The sequence below is a fragment of the Rhodococcus sp. P4_E4 genome (assembly GCF_056401575.1).
The window spans coordinates 67,517-86,780 of sequence record NZ_JBFUJB010000013.1 but is presented as its reverse complement, the minus strand read 5'-3'; the positions used below and the strand labels follow the sequence as shown (position 1 = coordinate 86,780).

The 19,264-nt window shown below is 61.6% G+C and carries 21 protein-coding genes; 11 read left to right on the top strand and 10 right to left on the bottom strand.

The window, feature by feature from the left end:
* The first annotated feature begins 6 nt into the window (after positions 1 to 6).
* The 3 genes from AC1DVN_RS16250 to AC1DVN_RS16240 all read left to right on the top strand — a co-directional run bounded on the left by AC1DVN_RS16250 (position 7) and on the right by AC1DVN_RS16240 (position 4,697).
* On the top strand, positions 7 to 969 hold the full coding sequence (locus AC1DVN_RS16250; RefSeq protein WP_446695418.1) for an asparaginase: 963 nt from the start codon (positions 7 to 9) through the stop codon (positions 967 to 969).
* Between the two features lie 177 nt (positions 970 to 1,146).
* Positions 1,147 to 3,861: a winged helix-turn-helix domain-containing protein gene (locus AC1DVN_RS16245; RefSeq protein ID WP_477994037.1), complete on the top strand. Its 2,715-nt coding sequence runs from the start codon at positions 1,147 to 1,149 to the stop codon at positions 3,859 to 3,861.
* Positions 3,862 to 3,875: 14 nt separating this feature from the next.
* Positions 3,876 to 4,697, top strand: a complete 822-nt coding sequence (locus AC1DVN_RS16240) for a hypothetical protein (RefSeq protein WP_020909552.1) — start codon at positions 3,876 to 3,878, stop codon at positions 4,695 to 4,697.
* Here the strand turns inward: AC1DVN_RS16240 and AC1DVN_RS16235 are convergent.
* From AC1DVN_RS16235 to AC1DVN_RS16225, 3 genes are read right to left on the bottom strand one after another with little or no spacing between them, the layout of a single operon-like run.
* The gene (locus tag AC1DVN_RS16235) at positions 4,689 to 6,389 is read right to left on the bottom strand and encodes a SulP family inorganic anion transporter (RefSeq protein ID WP_477994036.1); all 1,701 of its coding nucleotides are present in this window, start codon (positions 6,387 to 6,389) and stop codon (positions 4,689 to 4,691) included. The genes AC1DVN_RS16240 and AC1DVN_RS16235 overlap by 9 nt on opposite strands.
* On the bottom strand, positions 6,386 to 7,099 hold the full coding sequence (locus AC1DVN_RS16230; protein ID WP_019745851.1) for a GAP family protein: 714 nt from the start codon (positions 7,097 to 7,099) through the stop codon (positions 6,386 to 6,388). The genes AC1DVN_RS16235 and AC1DVN_RS16230 overlap by 4 nt, the downstream gene beginning before the upstream one ends.
* A 15-nt stretch (positions 7,100 to 7,114) precedes the next feature.
* Entirely contained in the window at positions 7,115 to 7,774 is a 660-nt protein-coding gene (locus AC1DVN_RS16225; protein ID WP_020909553.1) for a GAP family protein, read from the bottom strand.
* A 257-nt stretch (positions 7,775 to 8,031) separates the two neighbouring features.
* On the opposite strand from AC1DVN_RS16225, the gene AC1DVN_RS16220 reads away from it, so the two are divergent.
* On the top strand, positions 8,032 to 8,244 hold the full coding sequence (locus AC1DVN_RS16220; protein WP_078377385.1) for a hypothetical protein: 213 nt from the start codon (positions 8,032 to 8,034) through the stop codon (positions 8,242 to 8,244).
* Between the two features lie 112 nt (positions 8,245 to 8,356).
* Here AC1DVN_RS16220 and AC1DVN_RS16215 read toward each other — a convergent pair whose 3' ends face one another.
* Complete coding sequence (locus AC1DVN_RS16215; protein ID WP_020909554.1) at positions 8,357 to 8,773, bottom strand: DUF7144 family membrane protein; 417 nt, start codon at positions 8,771 to 8,773, stop codon at positions 8,357 to 8,359.
* Between the two features lie 145 nt (positions 8,774 to 8,918).
* Between AC1DVN_RS16215 and AC1DVN_RS16210 the strand changes: the two genes are divergently transcribed.
* A complete protein-coding gene (locus AC1DVN_RS16210) occupies positions 8,919 to 9,392 on the top strand; it encodes an SRPBCC family protein (protein WP_259349088.1) in 474 nt (157 codons plus the stop codon).
* 54 nt (positions 9,393 to 9,446) lie between these two features.
* Here the strand turns inward: AC1DVN_RS16210 and AC1DVN_RS16205 are convergent, their stop codons facing one another.
* Both AC1DVN_RS16205 and AC1DVN_RS16200 read right to left on the bottom strand, forming a co-directional pair.
* Positions 9,447 to 10,127: a cation efflux transmembrane domain-containing protein gene (locus AC1DVN_RS16205; protein ID WP_021333365.1), complete on the bottom strand. Its 681-nt coding sequence runs from the start codon at positions 10,125 to 10,127 to the stop codon at positions 9,447 to 9,449.
* On the bottom strand, positions 10,118 to 10,462 hold the full coding sequence (locus tag AC1DVN_RS16200; protein WP_003943224.1) for an ArsR/SmtB family transcription factor: 345 nt from the start codon (positions 10,460 to 10,462) through the stop codon (positions 10,118 to 10,120). The genes AC1DVN_RS16205 and AC1DVN_RS16200 overlap by 10 nt, the downstream gene beginning before the upstream one ends.
* 128 nt (positions 10,463 to 10,590) lie before the next feature.
* Here AC1DVN_RS16200 and AC1DVN_RS16195 point away from each other — a divergent pair, with 128 nt between their 5' ends.
* The gene (locus tag AC1DVN_RS16195) at positions 10,591 to 11,355 is read left to right on the top strand and encodes an acyl-[acyl-carrier-protein] thioesterase (RefSeq protein ID WP_477994035.1); all 765 of its coding nucleotides are present in this window, start codon (positions 10,591 to 10,593) and stop codon (positions 11,353 to 11,355) included.
* Here AC1DVN_RS16195 and AC1DVN_RS16190 read toward each other — a convergent pair.
* A complete protein-coding gene (locus tag AC1DVN_RS16190) occupies positions 11,346 to 11,942 on the bottom strand; it encodes a CHAP domain-containing protein (protein ID WP_047888262.1) in 597 nt (198 codons plus the stop codon). The two genes, AC1DVN_RS16195 and AC1DVN_RS16190, sit on opposite strands and share 10 nt — an antisense overlap.
* A 131-nt stretch (positions 11,943 to 12,073) precedes the next feature.
* On the opposite strand from AC1DVN_RS16190, the gene AC1DVN_RS16185 reads away from it, so the two are divergent.
* From AC1DVN_RS16185 to AC1DVN_RS16170, 4 genes are all read left to right on the top strand, one after another.
* Positions 12,074 to 12,589, top strand: coding sequence for a toxin-antitoxin system HicB family antitoxin (locus tag AC1DVN_RS16185; protein WP_029256566.1), 516 nt, complete (start codon positions 12,074 to 12,076; stop codon positions 12,587 to 12,589).
* Between the two features lie 65 nt (positions 12,590 to 12,654).
* On the top strand, positions 12,655 to 13,530 hold the full coding sequence (locus AC1DVN_RS16180) for a DUF4097 family beta strand repeat-containing protein (protein ID WP_317559140.1): 876 nt from the start codon (positions 12,655 to 12,657) through the stop codon (positions 13,528 to 13,530).
* A gap of 14 nt (positions 13,531 to 13,544) precedes the next feature.
* The gene (locus tag AC1DVN_RS16175; RefSeq protein ID WP_477994034.1) at positions 13,545 to 14,486 is read left to right on the top strand and encodes an ATP-binding cassette domain-containing protein; all 942 of its coding nucleotides are present in this window, start codon (positions 13,545 to 13,547) and stop codon (positions 14,484 to 14,486) included.
* Positions 14,483 to 15,274, top strand: a complete 792-nt coding sequence (locus tag AC1DVN_RS16170; RefSeq protein ID WP_019745861.1) for an ABC transporter permease — start codon at positions 14,483 to 14,485, stop codon at positions 15,272 to 15,274. The genes AC1DVN_RS16175 and AC1DVN_RS16170 overlap by 4 nt, the downstream gene beginning before the upstream one ends.
* Here the strand turns inward: AC1DVN_RS16170 and AC1DVN_RS16165 are convergent.
* Both AC1DVN_RS16165 and AC1DVN_RS16160 read right to left on the bottom strand, forming a co-directional pair.
* Entirely contained in the window at positions 15,229 to 16,023 is a 795-nt protein-coding gene (locus AC1DVN_RS16165; protein ID WP_097386688.1) for a 2-phosphosulfolactate phosphatase, read from the bottom strand. The genes AC1DVN_RS16170 and AC1DVN_RS16165 overlap by 46 nt on opposite strands.
* A gap of 13 nt (positions 16,024 to 16,036) precedes the next feature.
* Complete coding sequence (locus tag AC1DVN_RS16160; protein ID WP_097386687.1) at positions 16,037 to 16,864, bottom strand: transglutaminase domain-containing protein; 828 nt, start codon at positions 16,862 to 16,864, stop codon at positions 16,037 to 16,039.
* Between the two features lie 88 nt (positions 16,865 to 16,952).
* On the opposite strand from AC1DVN_RS16160, the gene AC1DVN_RS16155 reads away from it, so the two are divergent.
* Positions 16,953 to 17,966: an ABC transporter substrate-binding protein gene (locus tag AC1DVN_RS16155; RefSeq protein WP_223257822.1), complete on the top strand. Its 1,014-nt coding sequence runs from the start codon at positions 16,953 to 16,955 to the stop codon at positions 17,964 to 17,966.
* On the opposite strand, the gene AC1DVN_RS16150 is transcribed toward AC1DVN_RS16155, so the two are convergent.
* A complete protein-coding gene (locus tag AC1DVN_RS16150) occupies positions 17,941 to 19,233 on the bottom strand; it encodes an MFS transporter (protein ID WP_019745865.1) in 1,293 nt (430 codons plus the stop codon). The genes AC1DVN_RS16155 and AC1DVN_RS16150 overlap by 26 nt on opposite strands.
* Between the last annotated feature and the right edge of the window lie 31 nt (positions 19,234 to 19,264).

Genomic DNA, 19,264 nt, shown 5'->3' with positions numbered 1-19,264 from the left:
ACCTCAGTGTCGAAAGTCGCAGTCGTCACCACTGGTGGCACCATCGCCAGCACCCGAGATGCGCACGGAATCAGTCGGCCCGCAATCACCGGTGCAGATCTGCTCGGCAATGAGCAGACCGACATCGATCTTCGAGTCGTGGACGTGATGTCGAAGGACAGTTCGAGCATGACCTTCGCGGACATGGATCGTGTTCGCGACGCCGTAGCCGACGAATTGAAGGATCCTGGACTCGACGCGGTGGTCGTGCTTCACGGCACCGACACGATGGAGGAAACTGCGTTCTTGTTGGACCTGCACCACGACGACCGACGTCCGGTGGTCTTCACCGGGGCGCAGCGCACTTTCGACCATCCAGAGTCCGACGCTCGTTCGAATCTGGCCGCTGCGATCGCGGCCGGACTCGACATCTCGTCGCAGGGACGTGGTGTCCTCATCGCCTTCGGCGGTTCGGTCCACCCGGCCGCAGGTACGCGAAAGGCCGACACCACGGCACTTGATGCCTTCCGCTCCTTGCGCATCGATCCGGCACTGCTGCACACTCCCGAACCATTGCCGTGGCATCCCATTTCGAACACCCGCGTCGACATCATCGCCGTGTATCCCGGGGCAGACCGCGTACAGATCGACGCTTGCGTGAGCGCCGGGGCAAATGGACTTGTTCTCGACGGACTCGGTTCGGGAAATGCCAATCCGACGATCGTCGAGGCCGTCCGAGACTGCGTAGGCGCTCACATTCCGGTGGTCGTGACAACTCGTGTGCCCTCGGGGCCAATCTCCCCGGTTTACGGTGGTGGTGGCGGCGGCCACGACTTGATCGCCGCGGGCGCTGTATTTTCCACCGATCTTCGGGCCGGGCAGGCACGTGTACTTCTGGCGGCCTTGTTGTCAGATCCGGATCTCGTGGGCCGGGAAAAGGTATTCGACCGATATTCGAGGTTTGCTCGCACCCCGCCGTTCAGGCGGTAGCACTGGCGACGCCGTTCGTAGTTCGAACGCACCCCTTGCTAAATCAGGGACTTTGGTCCGAATCTTTTGATTTGGACGCTTAACAAGTGTCCGAATTGGGTAGTTTCACATCATCTAACTCGTTACGTATGTCGATCCAGCGGTCACGTCCAGTGCAGCCAGTCGAACAGGAGTCGGATGAGCAGCCCATTTCGTGATGCCGCTGCAGTGACGCTCGACGCGTCTCACCGCGTCGGGCACACTCACGCGTCGGACGCGCCTGTCAGCGGGCGCTTTCACCCGCCCTCTGCAATCAAGGGACTGGTTCCACGTCCCCGGTTGCACCAGAAACTCACCGCGTCCACCACTACCGAGGGCTCGGGGCCCGGGTCCGTCGGGCTGCTTTCTGCACCGGCCGGAGCGGGAAAGACCCTGCTGCTGGCGAATTGGGCTCGTGAGTATTCGCGGGCGTCCCCTGACGTGGACCTGGCCTGGCTGACGTTGGCCGAGCGCGACAACAACGTGTCGGTGCTGTGCGAATCCCTCGCCGAGGCCATCTCGACGCCTCTCGACCCGGCCGGTCGCGCGCCCACCGGGCAAGGGTTCCCGGCACAGGCGGGATCGAGACGCCCCGTCGAACAGTGGCTCGCGCACTTCGCGGAAACCGTCGAAGCTCACGATCGCCGAACGACGCTGATCCTCGACGATGTGCACACACTTCACGATCCGATGTCGATCGGTCTTCTCGACCAGATACTCACGCACACGCCGGACAATCTGTCGATCATCGTCGCTGCTCGATACGAACCTCCGCTCACCTGGCATCGTCTCGCGCTCGATGGCCGACTCACTCGCTTCGCATCCACCGATCTCGCCTTCGACCGCACCGAGATCACTGCGATGTTCGGCGAATACGACATCACCCTCGGCGACGACGAGCTCGCAATCGTCGAGAACTTCACCGAGGGGTGGGGCGCTGTTGTTCGCCTGACCGCAGCGTTCCTGGCAGGCCGGAGCGACATCGGTGATGCATTGAACGAGTTCACCCATACGCCCCGCCCGATCGCCGACTTCCTCGTCGACGAGGTCCTGACATCCTTGCCCGAGCATGTCACGACATTCATGTTGCGGACATCCGTCGTCGATTCGTTCTCTGCTCAACTCGCAGAAACGTTGACCGATTCGAATGCTCGGTCCGAGATCGACGCTCTGATTCAATACAACTTCCCCGTGACGCGGACCGACTCCGCTGACCACACCACGTGGTTCAGCTACCACCCCCTTCTCCTCGAACACCTCCGCGCAGAGTTCCGTCGGGTCGATCACGAGGAGAGAAATCGCGCGCACCTTCGAGCAGCAACCTGGTTCGAGAGTCATCACTTCGAACTCGAGGCGCTCGAACTCGAGGTGTCGATCGGCGACCCGTGCCGCATCCTCGCTTTTCTCGAGCGCTGCGGACTGGGCCTCGTACTCGACGGGCACAGCGGAGACGTCGTCCGAGTGCTCGAATCCGCACCGACGCAGGTCTCCGAATCTCCGATCACCCGCCTGGTCCTGGCTGCGGCCGCCCTCCATTCCGGTGACATGACCTCTGCGACAACGTGCCTCGATCTCCTCGAGGCAACTCATCCGCCTATTGCGGACGAGCCACTGTTCCTGGCGATGAGTCTGGAAATCTCCTGTGCTTCGCCAACTTCCGACAACAAACCATTGGTTTCGCGCCTGGTGCGGCGCCAGAACAGCACTCACTCGGACGTCGAAGCCTACGCTCACCTTGAGGTAGCGACGGCCCTCCTACTCAAACGCGAGTTCGACAGGGCAACTGTCGAATACACCCAGGCGGTCGCGCTCGGAACACTACGAGGCAGGTCGCGATTCGTACTGAAGGCACTGACCGGGCTGGGATTCGTCGCCTCACTCAGCGGGGACATCGAGGCGATGAGGGCACACTCCACCTACGCCATCGACTACGCGGTCGAACACCGAATCACAACGACGGCGGAGTACGAGTTGTCCGCGTCCGTGGTGGCCTTCGCTGCATATCTCTGCGCCACCAGCGAACTTCCGTACCGCATACCGACTATCGGAAACTACCGGAGCACAGATGTTCTCGGCGCCAGCGTCCCGGCATTCGGGTGGCACACCGTCGTCACGTTCGGGCTCCACAGTCTCGGCGACGCGGCCGATCGACGGTCGACCGCTGCCGACGTCCGCGATGCGATGCTCAGCGCAATCGCACTGCGCACCTTCTCATTGGCGACTCTTGCCCTACTCCCACCGGTCGTGAACGCATGCCTGTCGGTCGGCGAAGTGGAATGGGCCGGCCGACTCGTGCGCGATGCGGCTGATCAGTTCGGCGAGACTTCCGAGATACACCTGGCGCGAGCTGCCGTGGCTTTCTCGTCCAACAAGTTCGCAGAAGCACTCGTCGAGGTTTCCGAAGCCCTCGGATCCACCGAAGAGCCTGTGCTCGCCCACACCGTCTACGCCTGGACACTCGAGGCTGGGATCCACGCTGCCACCGGTCACGAGCGCAAGTCGTTTCGTTCGCTGCACAAAGCCCTGCGAGCCGCAGAAACCGGTGGGCTGTTGCGACCTTTCCTCGACTACGGCGCGTCACTGCGTCCGATCTTCGACGAGTTCAGTGGGCACTTCGGCGATCAGGAAGCTTTTGCCGAACAGGTACGCAACCGCATTCGTCCACAAGAGCTGGTGAGTGCACCGATCCTCACACCGGGCGAATACACCGTGCTGCGCGAACTGGCCTCGGGAGACACCACCGAGTCGATCGCCGACACGCTGTTCCTGTCCGTCAACACCATCAAGACGCATCTACGCGGGATCTATCGGAAGTTGGAAGTAAGCAACCGACGCGACGCACTCAAGGCTGCGCGTCGCGGCGGACTCATCTGAGCAAGACTGCTTCCATGCCCCCGAAGTTGTACTCCGATACGCGCGATCGAATGACCGTCTGGGCGAGACGCACGCCGAGCCGACGGTTGGCTACCGACGCGACGATCGACGTCTTCGAAGTCGGACTCGTCGACAGCGCCATGACTTTGGCAGCCCAGGCATTCACGTCCTTGCTGCCGGTGATGATCGCAGCGTCCACCCTGGAAAAGCTGAAGCCCTTGGCCGATGTCGCCAGAGACGACCTCGGGGTGCAGCTTCCCGACGCCGTGATGACCGACACCTCCACTGCGGCCGCGTTCGGCATTGTCGGCCTGCTCATGCTGTTGATCAGTTCCACGTCCTACGCTCGCGCCCTTGGCCGGATGTACGGACGAATCTGGAGTGTGCCGACAGCGACACTTCGCCAGGCATGGCGGTGGATCGCGGTCGTGTTCGTCGTCGCCGCGTCAGTGGTCGGTGCTGCGCTGTGCCGCGAACTGAATGCCGTTCCGAGAGTGGGCAGTCTCCTGGAATTTGTTGCGGTCTACGCAGTGTGGGCACTGGTCTGGACTGCCGTGCCCATGCTGTTGACCGCCAATCGCATGACCACTCGTATGTGTGTCGGGTCCGGCTTGCTCACTGCGACGGGTCTGACCGGACTGCACGTGGCCGGCACTCTTTTCCTGCCGCGGATGACCAAGACGTCTCAGGACGAGTTCGGCCTTCTCGGCGTGATGTTCACCGTGATCGGGTGGCTGTTCATCTTCTCTGCCATCGTGGTGGTCGCGTCGTCGATCGTCGGATCGGTCGCAAAAGATGCGGGGCCACTGGGAATCTGGCTGCGGACGTCACGCTGAAGTGTTGTCCCGGCCCTCGAGTGCCTGCGAGACGGTCGGATAGACGTCGACCTTCAGCGCACCCTCGTCGGCCCCGGACAAGACATCGCGGAACTGACCGATGTCGCGGGCCACCCGGAAGCTCACATTCTTGCGAGCCAACGAATCTCGAAGCTGAGCCAACATCTGGGCCGCGCTGACGTCGATGAACGGTGAAGTCTCGGCGTCGAGAATGACCGTCGTGGTCCCGGTAGTCACCATGCCGGTGATCTGATCACGCACGTGATCGGCATTCGCGAAGAAGAGTCCGGATTCGACCCTGACCACCACGACGCCGTCGAGTGTCCTCAGATCAGGATGGCTGCTGGTGTCGACCCAGCGCGTGCCGTCCTTGGCCAGAGCAGCCACGTGCGGTTTGGAGACTCGATACAGGAGCAGCAGCATCGAGACGACGATTCCGATGATCAGACCGGGCAAGGTATCGAACAGGAGAACTCCGAACATCGCCGCGACAGCGGCGGCGAAATCGGCCCGAGCGGCGTGCCCGTAGATGCTGCCCAATCGCCTCGTCCAGACCCGGTACAGCGCTGCGAGAGAAGAGAAATCCACTAGTTCGATCACTGCGGCGATCACCACCGCCGATAGCGTCGCTTCCGGTAGTTTCTCGAACAACCCAGTCAGGAACAGCAGTGTCAGCAGGGTCAATGCGGCGACCACCAACCCGCTGACCTGTGATTTGGCACCCGCTCCCCCGTTGACAGCCGTCTTCGAGAGGCTGCCGTTGACCACCATTCCCGAGCAGATGCCCGATCCGAGATTGGCGGCCCCCAGTCCTACCAGTTCCCGATTGGCGTCGATCGTGTATCCGGCCTTCGCCGCGTATGTCTTTGCAGCGCCGAGACCTTCGGCGAACCCGATGAGTAGAACACCGACGGCCGGCCCCACTAGGTCGAGGTAGTCCTCGGCTCCTACTCCACTCGGCAGGCCCATAGTCGGCAAGCCCGAATCGATGTGTCCCACGATGTCGATGCCACGGTCGTCGAGTCCGAACAGCGCCACTGCGGTAATCCCCAGTAGCACAACCAGAAGCGAACCTGGCACCAGCGGGAGCCATCGCTTGACTCCCAGAACCATTGCCAAGCTGAGCAATCCGATGACCACCGTCGGACCGTCGACCTCGCCAAGTTCCTTGATCACCGTCCACGCCTGGACGAAGAAGTTCCCCTCGCCCTTTTCCACGCCCAGGAGTTTGGGTACTTGACCGATGATGATCGTGAGCGCCAAACCGACTATGAATCCCTTGAGAACCGGCTCGGAGATGAAGGATGCGATGAATCCGAGGCGCATGAATCCTGCGAGCAGTCCGACGAGTCCGGTCACTATCGCGAGCCCGACCGACAACGCGACAAATCTGGTGTCGTCTCCCGACGCCAGTGGAGCGATCATCGCCGCGGACAACGCGGCAGTGGCCGACATCGGTCCGACGATCAGATGCCGCGAACTACCAGCTGCTGCATACAGAATCAGTGACGGAACTGCAGCATAGAGCCCGACCACCGGCGGAACTCCGGCGATGGTGGCGTACGCGAGCGCTTCCGGGACAAGGACAGCCCACACCGTGAGGCCCGCGATGATGTCTGGTCGAAGCCAGCCTCGCTGATAGTCGGACAGTGATCCGAAGACCCACCACGTCCGTGTGTGCGGAGCACTCATAGCCCTTGCACCCCTTTACTGATCTGCATCGCCGCGATCAGGACGAGGAGCCCGACGTTCAGCAAGTGCGTGTTGGTGGCTATCCAGGTGCGGATCTTCTGCAGCGGTTCGGTGGCCTCCTCCTTCTTGATCAGGAGAAGGGCGACCGGCACGGCGACCGAGGTCACGGACACCAGAGAAAAGATCACGGCCGAGACGATCTGCGACGTCGGCGCCACGGTGCTGAGGCGAAAGTTCATGGCAGCGGCAATCGCACAGGACATGTCGATGGGATTGAGAACGAACAGCGCGAACCCGAGCACACCCGATCGCATCGGCTGGAAGTGTTCTACCGACTGGAGCATTTTCGGCAGTTGAGGGGCCGCCGCGACAACATCTCCCGGAGCCACTGCAGCCGCCATCGCCTGTACTCCGCGCCGACTACGCGTGTAGACGAACCAGGCACCCGCGAGCAACGTCACGCCGAGAACGAGGTGGAGGATGGGCACCCACAGGGGTGGGTGTGTTCTCTGATGAACTTGGAGTGCGGTCAAGATGATGTACGACCCGGCCAGGGCGACAACTATTCCGAGATACCACCCGATCAGATACGCGATGCTGTTGAGACGCGCTCGTTCGGAAAAGAGCACGGCGACAACGGCGACAACCGCCAGCGGGCTCATGATGATACCGAGTGCCAGCGGGATCTGTTGCAGTAGCAGCGATCCCATAACTACCTCCCGTTGTCAGAGACCGCCGATGCCCTTACCGATGAGAACAACACCGATAACCAGGATCAACACACTCATCACAGTGGCGTTGTTGTCCTGCAACCACACCTTCAGCTTGGCCAGCGGACCGCGCAGTCGCTCCGCGGCAACGAGGTAACCGATCACGGGCACGCACACTGTCGAGGCAGCGATGACGGTGAAAACCAGAACCGCGACGACTACTTCGCCGGAGCCCAATGACGCAGAGCCGATCGAGATACCAGCCGCGATACACATCATCAGATTCTTCGGATTGATCGCTGCCAGCGCGAAGCCCAAGCCGAGGCCCTTGGCAGCGGTCATGTCGTCGATGGCTTGCATCCACTTCGGGGTTTCATGCTCGCCACCGCGGCCACGCCATTGCTTCACTCCGAACGCAAGCAGCAACACACCCAACGCCAGCTTGATCCACGACACCGTCGCAGAGGGATCGCCTTCGGAGTCGCCGAGCTTGCTGGACAGGAGCACGAAGATCACAGTGGCGACAACTATTCCGAGTATCCAGCCCAGGGCGAAGCCGACGCTGGTGCTACCGGCTCGCTTGGACAACAACATCAAGATTGCCGCGATGATCGGGATGGGCGATACCGCAACACCGACCGCTAAGGGTAGAAGATCCCCGATGACAGATCCCATGCCGACCTCTTCTCTCTCCCGGTCGACACTAGGGGTGACGTTCCTTCGCAGCCTCACACTAAAGGGATGAACGGAGCCGCGATGACATTCACCCGTTGGGGATGACGCCTCGGGAGCGTGTGGGAGCAAGACTGGATCTCACGGATACGGAGTCCTGGATCGAGCGGCGACGCCGATTACCCCTGACGACACGTGATTTCGAGGCTCGACGCGGTGCTGACCGAACCTCATGGCCCTACGAAATGGAGCGGACACTGATGAATGCTCCCACTCGGTATCAATTCCTCATCGACGGCGAAGTGTCGGACCGCGTCAAAGCGGCGTTTCCCGAACTCAGCGTTGCCAGTGCAGCCGGCGGATTCACCAGTTTGTACGGACCCGTCGCGGACCACACTGCTATGCGAAGCATCATGGCCCGCCTCGATTCCCTTGGCTTGACCGTAGCCGAACTACGGAGGCTCCCAGACTGATCCGAGCCGACTGATCCGAGCCGGCCCTCCGTCGGATCGTCCCCCGCGCACGAGCGATGGTCCCGACCGAGTCGATTCGGTCGGGACCAACTGCTCTCGAGTTGTTCGGCGCCTAGACTCTGTCTGTGTCCCAGGTCGCGACGGCCCAGATCACAACGACGTCGAGCGCGATGACCAGGATCGACCACAGCGGGTAGTACGGCATCCACAAGAAGTTGGCGATGATCGAGAGCGACGCAATGACTATCGCCGCCGCCCTGGCCCACACTGCACCGGTGAAGAGGCCGAGAGCCACCACGATTCCGATGATGCCCAAGATGATGTGGATCCAGCCCCACGTCGTGATGTCGAACTTGTACGTGTAGTTGATACCCACGACAAACAGATTGTTGTCGGCGACCGCCGCAATGCCCTGAAGCAGAGCGACAATGCCTGCGGTGAGCAGCAGAATTGCTGCTGCAAACGTCGTACCTACCGCGAAACCCTGCCGGACAGGGTGATTCGCGGGTTCCCGCGGTGGAGCAGTCATCAGCGTTCCTTTCGACAGAATGCACTTCCCATACTCAGTCTCGAGGGGCTGGGAAGCGAAAACATCACCCGTCGCGGATGAACCGCAGGTCACCGACCCGTACCCGCTTGTCGGCATCGCAAACCAACATTGGCAGACTGGCACTGTGCAACACACCGTGGTCGTGATTACCGATATCTACGCTCCACCAGCAGTGATCTTCGATCTCGAACTCGACATGGACGAACACTCCGCCTCGCTCAGCGCAACAGATGAGGTGGCAGTCACCAGTACGGGTAGATCGACGCTGGGAGAGGGCGACGAGGTGTCGTTCACTGCTCGGCATTTCGGGTGGAGATTCTCGATGACAAGCCGAATCACGCAGTACAACCGTCCGTACTCGTTCACAGACGAGCAGGTCCGCGGCCCGTTTGCCGCAATGCAACATGAGCACGTCTTCGACGATCAGCCGGGTGGGTGGACGCGGATGCATGACCGCTTCACGGTTACGGCCCCTTTCGGCGTGCTCGGACACCTGGCACTGAGGTTGGCTGTCGGCCCGTATCTGCGCCGTCTTCTCGAGCAACGCGCCGCGCACATCAAGACCCGCGCAGAAGGTGGCACCCCTTTCATCGAGTGAGCACCCGCTCCGACGCGCTGCAGACGGTGTTCACTCAACTGAACCTGTGCTCACTCAGCAGCAGTCACACTCGTCACCGCTCTCGGGCACCGTCACAACCGGGCAGCACGGATCACCCTTCCACGCGTTGATGCCTTCCTTCACGGCGATGACGGCGATCACCAGTGCCGCAATCGGGTCCGCCCACGACCAGCCGAGCACCGAGTTGAGCAGCAAACCGACCAGCAAGACTGCAGAAAGGTAGGTGCAGAGCAGCGTCTGCTTCGAATCCGCGACCGCCGAAAGCGAACCCAACTCCCGACCTGCTCGGCGTTGCGCATAGGACAGAGCCGGCATGATTGCCAAACTCACTGCAGCCAATACTATTCCGACGCTCGTGTGCTGCGCTTCACCCAGACCGAACAGCGACCGAATCGCGTCGAACGAGACGTACGCAGCGAGCCCGAAGAACGAGAATGCGATCACTCGCAGTGCCGTCTTCTCACGGCTCGTCGGATCCGGGGCCGAGAACTGCCAGGCAACCGCTGCCGCCGAGGACACTTCGATCACGGAATCGAGGCCGAAACCGAACAGTGCTGCGGACGACACCCGTGTGCCCTCCGCCAGCGCGATGATCGCTTCGACGACGTTGTAGCTGATCGTGATCGCCACGAAGATGCGAATTCGTCTCGACAAGAGCGCACGCCGGGCAGTCGAGAGGCCGCCACCGTCAACGGGCGCAACCATCAGCAGCATCCTTCTGATTCACTGTCCGGGCAGTACGACGGATCCACCGCGAGTACGACCCCGAGCAGGTCGTCGAGGGCCTGACCGATATGTGCGTCGGCGAGTTCGTATCTGGTCCGGCGCCCTTCCGGGACGGCCACTACCAAGCCACAACCGCGCAGACAAGCCAGATGATTGGACAGCTTCTGCCTGGTCACAGCCAGTGTTTCAGCGAGGTCGGACGGGTACCGAGGGGCAGTTTTCAGTTCGAGCAGTATCCGTGTCCGAGTCTCGTCGGACAAGGCATGCCCGAACCTCGCAAGCACCGCCACGTTGGTCACCACATCTACGCCCTCGATATCCATACATACGACAGTACATCGAAATCTGTATTCAGAAAACAGTGAACTCAGATGGTTCAAGATCCCTCCATCGGGTAACGCAAGCGTGAAGCCACCCGACCGGATAAGCGAACACCGGGAGTCCACATCCGATGAACCGTACAAAAGTCGACGATCACGTAGCGATGGCCGAACTACCGACAACCGGCAGCATCTTCCAGGTCTCCTGGCCGGTGCGTACGGGCGACATCCACACCGACAAGCAACTGCGCCTCGACGCGATCGCGCGCTACCTCCAAGACGCGGGCTTCGACAATCTCGTCGACCGCGGCGCCATGGATACACACCCGCTGTGGATGGTGCGAAGGACGGTGATCGACGTACTCGAACCCGTCGTCTGGCCGGATCGAGTTCATCTGCAGCGCTGGTGTTCCGGACTCTCCAGCAAGTGGTGTTCGATGCGGGTTCGGATCAGGTCCGACAGCGGTGGATTGATCGAGACCGAGGCATTCTGGATCAACATCGACCCGAAAACCGGAATGCCGGCAACCATCAGTGAAAAGTTCACCGCTGCCCTGGCATCGACGGCCGTGGACGAGCATCTTCACTGGCGTCGGTGGATCGACCCCGACACCGACAATCAGGTGGATTCTCCATTCCCGTTGCGCTCGAGCGATTTCGACCCTTTCGATCACGTGAACAACGCGATCTATTGGCAACCCGTGGAAGATGCACTGCCCGAAAAATTACGAAGCAAACCCTTTCGCGCGATCCTCGAGTACACCCAGCCCGTCAAGAGAGGTGAGCAGGTGAGCGTGCGAACCGGCACGAACACGCTGCACATCGACGCCGGCGGCGAGGCACGTGCATCCGCTCGATGGTTTGCCCTGACCTCGAACCACAGCGATCAGGGGTGAAGTTTTCCGAACCCCACGACGGCGGAGTCGGATTGCCAGTGAAGATCATGGACTCGCACCTTGCCGAACTCGTTGCCGCCGACCGTGATCGCCGAGTCACCGTCCACTGCCACAACGATGTTGGTGTGCTGACCCACCCATCTCGAACTGTCGTAGATCACCACATCACCCACGCTCGGGATGTACCCGCTGCCGTTCTCGGCGTACGCGCCGATCCCCTGGTAGTACTCCTGCAAGGTGTACACCCCCGGGATACGCCAGCTTCCGGAGTTCGGGTTCGACAACGGTCTACCCGCTTCCCTCATGATCCAGCTGACAAAATCGGCGCACCATTCTTCGTCGATACCGTCGGAATAGAAAGTGCCCGGACGGTCCCGCTCGTGCTCGGATTGCAGCAGTTCGAGCACTCGAGCCTGGTCCGCAGTCACCGAACTGGCATCGACCGTCGGGAACTCGGCAGTGTCCCAGGGCAGATACCGCGAAGGCGCGACCGCGACGACAACCGCCCCGACCACGATCACGACGCCGAGCACCCCGGCAATCCAGAGCAAGATACGGCGGCGACGGTTGGGTTCGGCAGGACTCACCCTTACGAGTGTGCCAGCCTGCCGAGAATCGAAACGCCAACCACCCCGATGACCTGGCGCTTCTCATCAAACTCACATGAATGTGCCACCAAACTATTGCTATGGCACCAAAGTGGTGCCATAGTGATGCCATGGACTTGACACCGTACGTAGACAACCTTCGCCACGAACTCGCGGTGGCGGCCGAAGCAGGCGGAGAAGACGCAAAGGCCCTCGCCGATCGTTTGACCGCACCGCTGGAATCAGCAGTGCGACTCACCCTTCTCGACGCATTGTCTGCGGCAGCCGCCGAGATCACGCGTGACCTCGCCCCAGGCTCGGTGGACCTGCGCCTACGGGGACGCGAACCCGAATTCGTGGTGGCACCAGCCATCAGCGAACCGGCTCCGGCCCCCGCCGAAGAGGAACCGACTCCGGCTCCGCGCCCCGTCACGGAGTCCGACGACGCCTCGATGACTCGAATCAACCTGAGGCTGGGGCAAGACCTCAAAGACCGGATCGAGGCGGCGGCCAAGGAAGCCGGGATCTCCGTGAACGCGTGGCTGGTTCGCTCGGCTGCAACTGCGCTGGAAGGCGGCATGAGCAGAAGCACTCCGAGACAGCGCACGTCCCAAGGCTCCGAAAGCTTCAGCGGCTGGGTGCACTGACACCGGCTTCACCTTTCGCACGACCCTCTATCACCAACCGAGACAACCTCATCGGGAGTATCACCATGCCTACATTCAGCACACCTGACCCCATCACCTTGAACTTCGACGTGGCAGTCGGACACATCCGGATCGCTGCGAGCAGCCGCAACGACACTGTCGTGGAAGTGTTGCCCAGCAACTCGTCTCGCGAGGTAGACGTTCGAGTCGCCGAACAAACGCGCGTCGAATTCGCAGGTGGCCGGCTACAGATCAAGACTCCGAAACAGCGCGGTCTCGGCATTTTCGGGAAGACAGGATCTGTCGACATCGCCGTTCAGCTTCCTTCCGGCTCGGGACTCGAAGGCACTGCCGCAGTTGCCAGCCTTCGCGCCGAAGGCACTCTCGGACGCTCACGCGTGAAGGTCTCGGCCGGAGATTGCACACTGGACACCACCGGACCGCTCAACGTCAGCACCGGCGCCGGAGCGATCATCGTCGAGCATGTGGCCGGTGACATCGACACGAGCACCGGGTCCGGAAGCATCCGCATCGGCCGCGTCGACGGCAACGCGGAGGTCAAGAATTCCAACGGCGACATCAACATCGGCACGATCACCGGCGCGCTGAAGGCGAAGACCGCCAACGGAAGCGTCGCCGTCGAACACGCCGAATCCGACGCGAGCGCCGCAACCGCCAACGGCGACATCCGTTTCGAGACCATCGAGAGTGGAGTCGTATCCGCCAAGACGGCCGCCGGGCGAATCCATATCGGCGTTCGATCCGGAACCGCCGCACGATTCGACGCTCATACGTCCTTCGGCCGTGTCGACAACCAGATGAATGCCACGCACGGTCCGGCTTCCACCGAACGCCGGGTAGACGTCCGGGCACAAACCAGTTACGGCGACATCGTCATTCGACGTTCGGAGCCCCGAGAAGAATCCAACAAGAAGATCTAGCGAAAGGAACGCTGATGTCCCGTAAACCAGCCATCACCGCGACGGGTCTGAAGAAAGCCTACGACGACAAGACGGTACTGGACGGAATCGACATCTCCGTCGACCGCGGAACCGTCTTTGCACTCCTCGGCCCCAACGGCGCCGGCAAGACCACCATCGTGGAAATCCTCTCGACCCTCGTTCCCGCAGACGGCGGCGACATCCGCATCGCCGGGTACACCCCTTCCGACGATCCTGACGCGGTGCGTTCGCGCATCGGTGTCACCGGACAATTCTCGGCGGTAGACGACTACCTGTCCGGCGAGGAAAACCTTCTCCTCATGGCCGATCTTCACCACCTCGGCAAGGACGAACGCCGCAGTCGCACTGACGAACTCCTGGAGATGTTCGATCTGCAGGGCTCCGCGGACAAACTCGCGTCGACGTACTCGGGCGGAATGCGCCGACGGCTCGACCTGGCAATGACGTTGATCGGACGACCGGAGATCATCTTCCTGGACGAGCCCACCACCGGCCTCGATCCCCGGAGTCGACGCACCATGTGGCAGATCATCCGGGAGTTGGTCAAGGGCGGTGTCACCATCTTCCTCACGACGCAGTACCTCGAGGAAGCCGATCAACTGGCCGACCACATCGCCGTCCTCGATCAGGGACGGATAGTCGCCCAAGGTACGGCAGCGGAACTCAAACGACGCATCCCCGGCGGCCACATTCGTCTTCACTTCATCGATCGAGACCAACTCGACTCTGCTGCTGCTGTTTTCGACGAGTCTACCCGTGACGATGCCGCGTATGTTCTGCAGGTTCCCAGCGACGGCGGTGTCCGCTCGCTGCGCTCTCTTCTCGACCAACTCGACGCTCACTCGATCGACGTCAAGGAACTCTCCGTGCACACACCGGACCTGGACGACGTGTTCCTGACTCTGACCGCCACCGAAAGGACCGACGCGCGATGACCACCATGACGCTTGCCTATCAGGACTCGAAAACCATGCTGCGTCGCAGCATTCGACACATCCTTCGATATCCGTCGATGACGGTGATGCTTGTCGGGATGCCAGTCGTCTTCCTGCTGCTGTTCGTCTACGTGCTCGGCGGAACGCTCGGGAACGGCCTCGGCCCAGGCGGTGGCGGCCGAGCCGAGTATGTCAATTACGTTGCACCGGCGATTATTCTGATGACTGTGGCATCAGCGGCACAAGGTACTGCCATCTCCGTCGCAACCGATATGACCGCGGGGATCATTGCACGATTCCGCACGATGGCGATCACGCGCACGTCCGTCCTGACCGGTCACGTTCTCGGCAGTCTCCTTCAGACGATCGTGAGCCTCGTTGTAGTCATCGCCGTGGCGATAGCCGTCGGCTTCCGGCCTACTGCAGGCTTCGTGGAGTGGGTCGCCGCGTTTGCTCTACTCATCCTGGTATCCATCGCGATGATCTGGTTGTCCGTTGCCTTCGGCCTCGTCAGCAAGAGCGTCGAGACGGCCAGTAATCTTCCAATGGTGTTGATCCTCTTACCTTTCCTGGGAAGCGGATTTGTCCCCACCGACTCGATGCCGACCGTGTTGCGATGGTTTGCCGAGTATCAGCCGTTCACTCCGATCATCGAGACTCTTCGAGGACTTCTTCTCGGCGAAGCGATCGGGAACAACGCCATACTCGCGATCGGATGGTGCGTCGCAATCACCTTCCTCTCCTACCTCTGGGCGCGGAGTTTGTTCAATCGACGCCCGGTGCGCTGACCTCGAAACACACGATCTTCGAGAACAGGTACGGTGTCGCTGTCGTCGAGTTCCGAGGCGATGGCGACGTCGTGTGGAAACCCCATGACGATCAACTCGCGTCCTGAGGCACAGTCCCGCAGGCGGTCCTCGTACGAATCCGACACCGCTGTCCAGGCATCCGCCGCCATCTGTGCCTCGGGCGACAGGGAACCTTCCCAACCAGCCGCGGTCAACGCCGTGACAACCCCGCCGGCGCCCCACAGATCCTCCACTGCAGGACGCAACTCTCCACCGGGCCACTTCTCCCCGGATGCGACTATCGCAACCCGCGATCCCGGACCATGTTCGTGCACAATCCAATCAGCGACGGCGGAAGCGTTCCTCAATGAAGCGCCGACACACACCGCAACCTGGGACGCCAACGCAAACGCGATAGTCGACCCGTTCGGCGACGGCAGTACCAGCCGACTCGGGACCTCGGACTCGCGAATCGTCCTGGGAGACAGACTGATCTGCCCCTCCCTGGCCACACTTCGTCGCACTGCAAGAACCGCATCGGCATCACGCGCGTAATCGACCGCCCTCTCGTCGTTCCAGGAAAAGGGAAGTACGTCGATTCCCGCATCGGCGGCGACGCTCAGCGTCGTCGTGAACGAGAGGACGTCGACCACAACGGCGGTATCGACTCCCGCAGCGATCGCCTCGGCGCCGCGCAGGCCCCAGTCGAATCGAAGTCCGTACTCGAGTTGGCGGTGCTCCTGATTCATGCAGGCAAGTCTCTCAGAAAGTAAGCAGCTTCTCCGGCACGCGTAAATCCTCGTGCTCGTACAACGCTCGCACGGCCACGGGATCGTCAGTGGCGCAGACGTCGGCGATGTCGTCGAGAAGTACGTCGTACGCCGCACCGGTCTTTCCGTCGTAGGCGTCGGTCATGCGGCCCCACTCGTCCCATGGCAGGGTTTCGACTTTGTTCATCGCGGCAAGGTCTTTCACAGCGTTGCCGCGGATCTCGGCGGCTCCCCAGTTCTGGGTTCCGTACACCCCGAACTGGGAGGCGTCGATCTCGCCGCGTCGATACGCCAACCACGCCTCACCACCACTGAGGAATTCTCCCGGCTGCAGGTTATGGGCGTGAGGAAGGACGTTCTGTCCGAGGATCTCCGAGTCGATGCGGATCCACCGCTTGCCGGCGTCGTCCCAGTACTCGGTAATCCAGTGGTCCACGCCCTGTCCCGGTTGAAAGTAGGTGGCAAAACCACAGCGGACGCGAGCGGCAATTCCGCGGTGGCGCAGAAACGCACAACTCAAAACAGCAAAGTGCCGACAGGTTCCGACGAGCCGCTTGTCGGGTTCTCGGGCGGAGGTCACCGGTGCCGGATCGAGCGCAAGCAAGCGTTGGAGCAGAACGCTTGCCGGCCGGATCTGGTTTTCGTCGAATCGGTCGGCAGGCAGATTCAGCGACCGTGCATCGGTGGGTTGGACCACCAGGTACGGCACTACCCGGCATATTTGCACGGGGTCGGTGGGGAGTGACTCGAGGGCGAGCGGGTCCACTCCGTCGATGCGGGTGAACGGTCCTGCTGATGTGTAGTCGAGAACCGCCGTCATGGGCGGAGACTAACAAACACTGCCGACACTGCCGCTCCACTATGGTTAGGGTCCCATAACCATGAAACCCGAGGTTGCTGTGAACCCAATGTTGAGCCGCCGTGCCATGCTGTCCGTCACCTTCGCAACAGCAGCAGGTTTTGCCCTTGCTGCCTGCGGCGACAGCGCGAAGGACGAATCCACTCCCGGCACCGAAGGTGCTCACGCCGAGGCCAACGCCTTCCCGGTGACGATCGACCACAAGTTCGGCTCCACCACCATCGGGCAGGCACCCAGCCGCATCGCAGCGGTCGGCATCGGCGACGCAGACGTACTGCTTTCCCTCGGGCTGACGCCCGTCCTGGTCCCGGTGTGGAAGGGATCGACCGACGACGGAATCGGAGTCTGGGCCGACTCGGCAGTCCAGGGCGCCGAGCCGACACCACTGGCCAACGCCACCACCGATTTCGACATCGAAACGATCGTGGCAGCAGCGCCTGACCTGATCATCGCCGTCAACAACGCGATCGACGAGGATCTGTACAAGCAGCTCAGCGCCATCGCGCCGACTGTGCTTCACGCCGCCGATCAGACGGATTGGGTGCTGCCCTGGCAGGAAGTCACGACCCGCATCGGTACGGCTGTGGGCGTTCCCGCGCAGGCAAAGCAGGAGGTCCAGGAAGTCGAAGACCTCATCGTTCGCACCCGCGCGGAGAACCCCCAGTTCGAAGGCAAGACAGCAGCTCTCGTCATTCGCTGGAGCGACGGAAATCTGCGGGCGTTCAGCCCTGAGGCAGCGCGCGCTCAGTTGCTCACGCAATTGGGATTCACGGCTCCTGCCGCACTGAAGGATCGGTTCGCGGGCAAGCTGAACTACGAGATCTCCGCCGAAAACTACGACCTCCTCGAGTGCGACTACCTGCTCTTCGACAACTACGAAAAGGCGCGCCCCGAGATGCAGACGCAGCCGGCGTTCACCAATCTGAACGTGGTCAAGACCGGCGGCCTGATCAGCTTGGACCCCATCGTCAGTGACGCGGTGTCCATGCCGAACCCGCTCACCATTCCGTTTGTGCTGGAAGATTTTGTAGCAAAGATCAATCAGACGATCGCGGGTCGATAACCTTCGTTCGACCGGACCACACCCACAACACCACAGCCGACACGGCCACGCAGACCGAAACGATCACCCATGGTGACGCCGGCGCTGCGTGGCCGTTGTCGACTAGGTCGTACACGAATCCGACTCCCACGGTTCCCAGGAGCGCGAGCAGACCGCCGATCGTGTTGAGCATGCCGAAGTGCGCTCCGAGGTTGCTTTCACGACCGAGGATGGCAATGGTGTCTCGCATCGGCGGCACCATCAACATCTGTCCCAGGTGCAGCAGCCCGATCCACACCGCCAGACCGACTATCTGCGTCGACGCCGAAGCTGCGGATTCGACGCCGGTGACCAGCGGAACCAGGAACGACACCGAAATGAGCACAAGCCCGAAGGTGATCGCGCGTCGATGCCCGATGCGGTGGGCAACCGCGACCGTCGGCCCCTGTCCGACGATCACCAACACCGCTGCGCCCACGTAGAACCATCCCAGCGCCGACTGCGAACCGATTCCGCGCTCGAGCTGTTCCGGAAGCATCAGGTACAGCTGGCTGTACGCAACCAGCTGAAAACTGCAGAGCGTCGCGAAGAGCAGAAAGTTGTTGTTGGTCAGGACGCTTCGCCAGACGTCGCGCAGCGTATAGGTCGACACCGGGCCGTCGTGGGCATCGCCCGGCCGCGGGAACCAGATGAAGAACCCGACCCACATGATCGCGAACAGCAACGCCGCGCTCGACGCCGTCCACGAGAACGGAAACATCAACAGAGCAGCACCCAACGCCGGACCGATCACGGTTCCCAGACGACTGCACATCTGTTCCACTGCAAACAGATCCGTACGACGCATGACTCCTGAGGTCTCGAGTTCGCGTCCGTATTCGGCGTTGGCCGACTCCACTGCGGGTGCGAACAGAGCCGCGGCGAACCCGACCAGAAGCACACCTACGATCACCGCCGCCATGCTCTCGGCCAATCCGAGCATCAGGAAGCCGACCACGCGAACTGCGATGCCCAGCAGAATGATCGGACGCTTGCCGAACCTGTCGGCGAGGCTTCCACCGATGAAGAACATGCCCTGCTGACTGAACATCCGGAGTCCGAGGACCAGGCCGACAATCCAGGCCGCGAATCCGAGGTCCTCCGAAAGGTGCACCGCGAGAAAGGGGACAACCAGATAGAACCCGATGTTGAACAGCACCATCGAAAGAAGGAGCAACTTCACCACCGGCGGCAGGACACGAACCTTCGCGAAGGTCTTGTTACCGGGGAAACGCTCACTGAGTACCACGACCAGAAGACTATTGCCCGCGCCGCGTTCT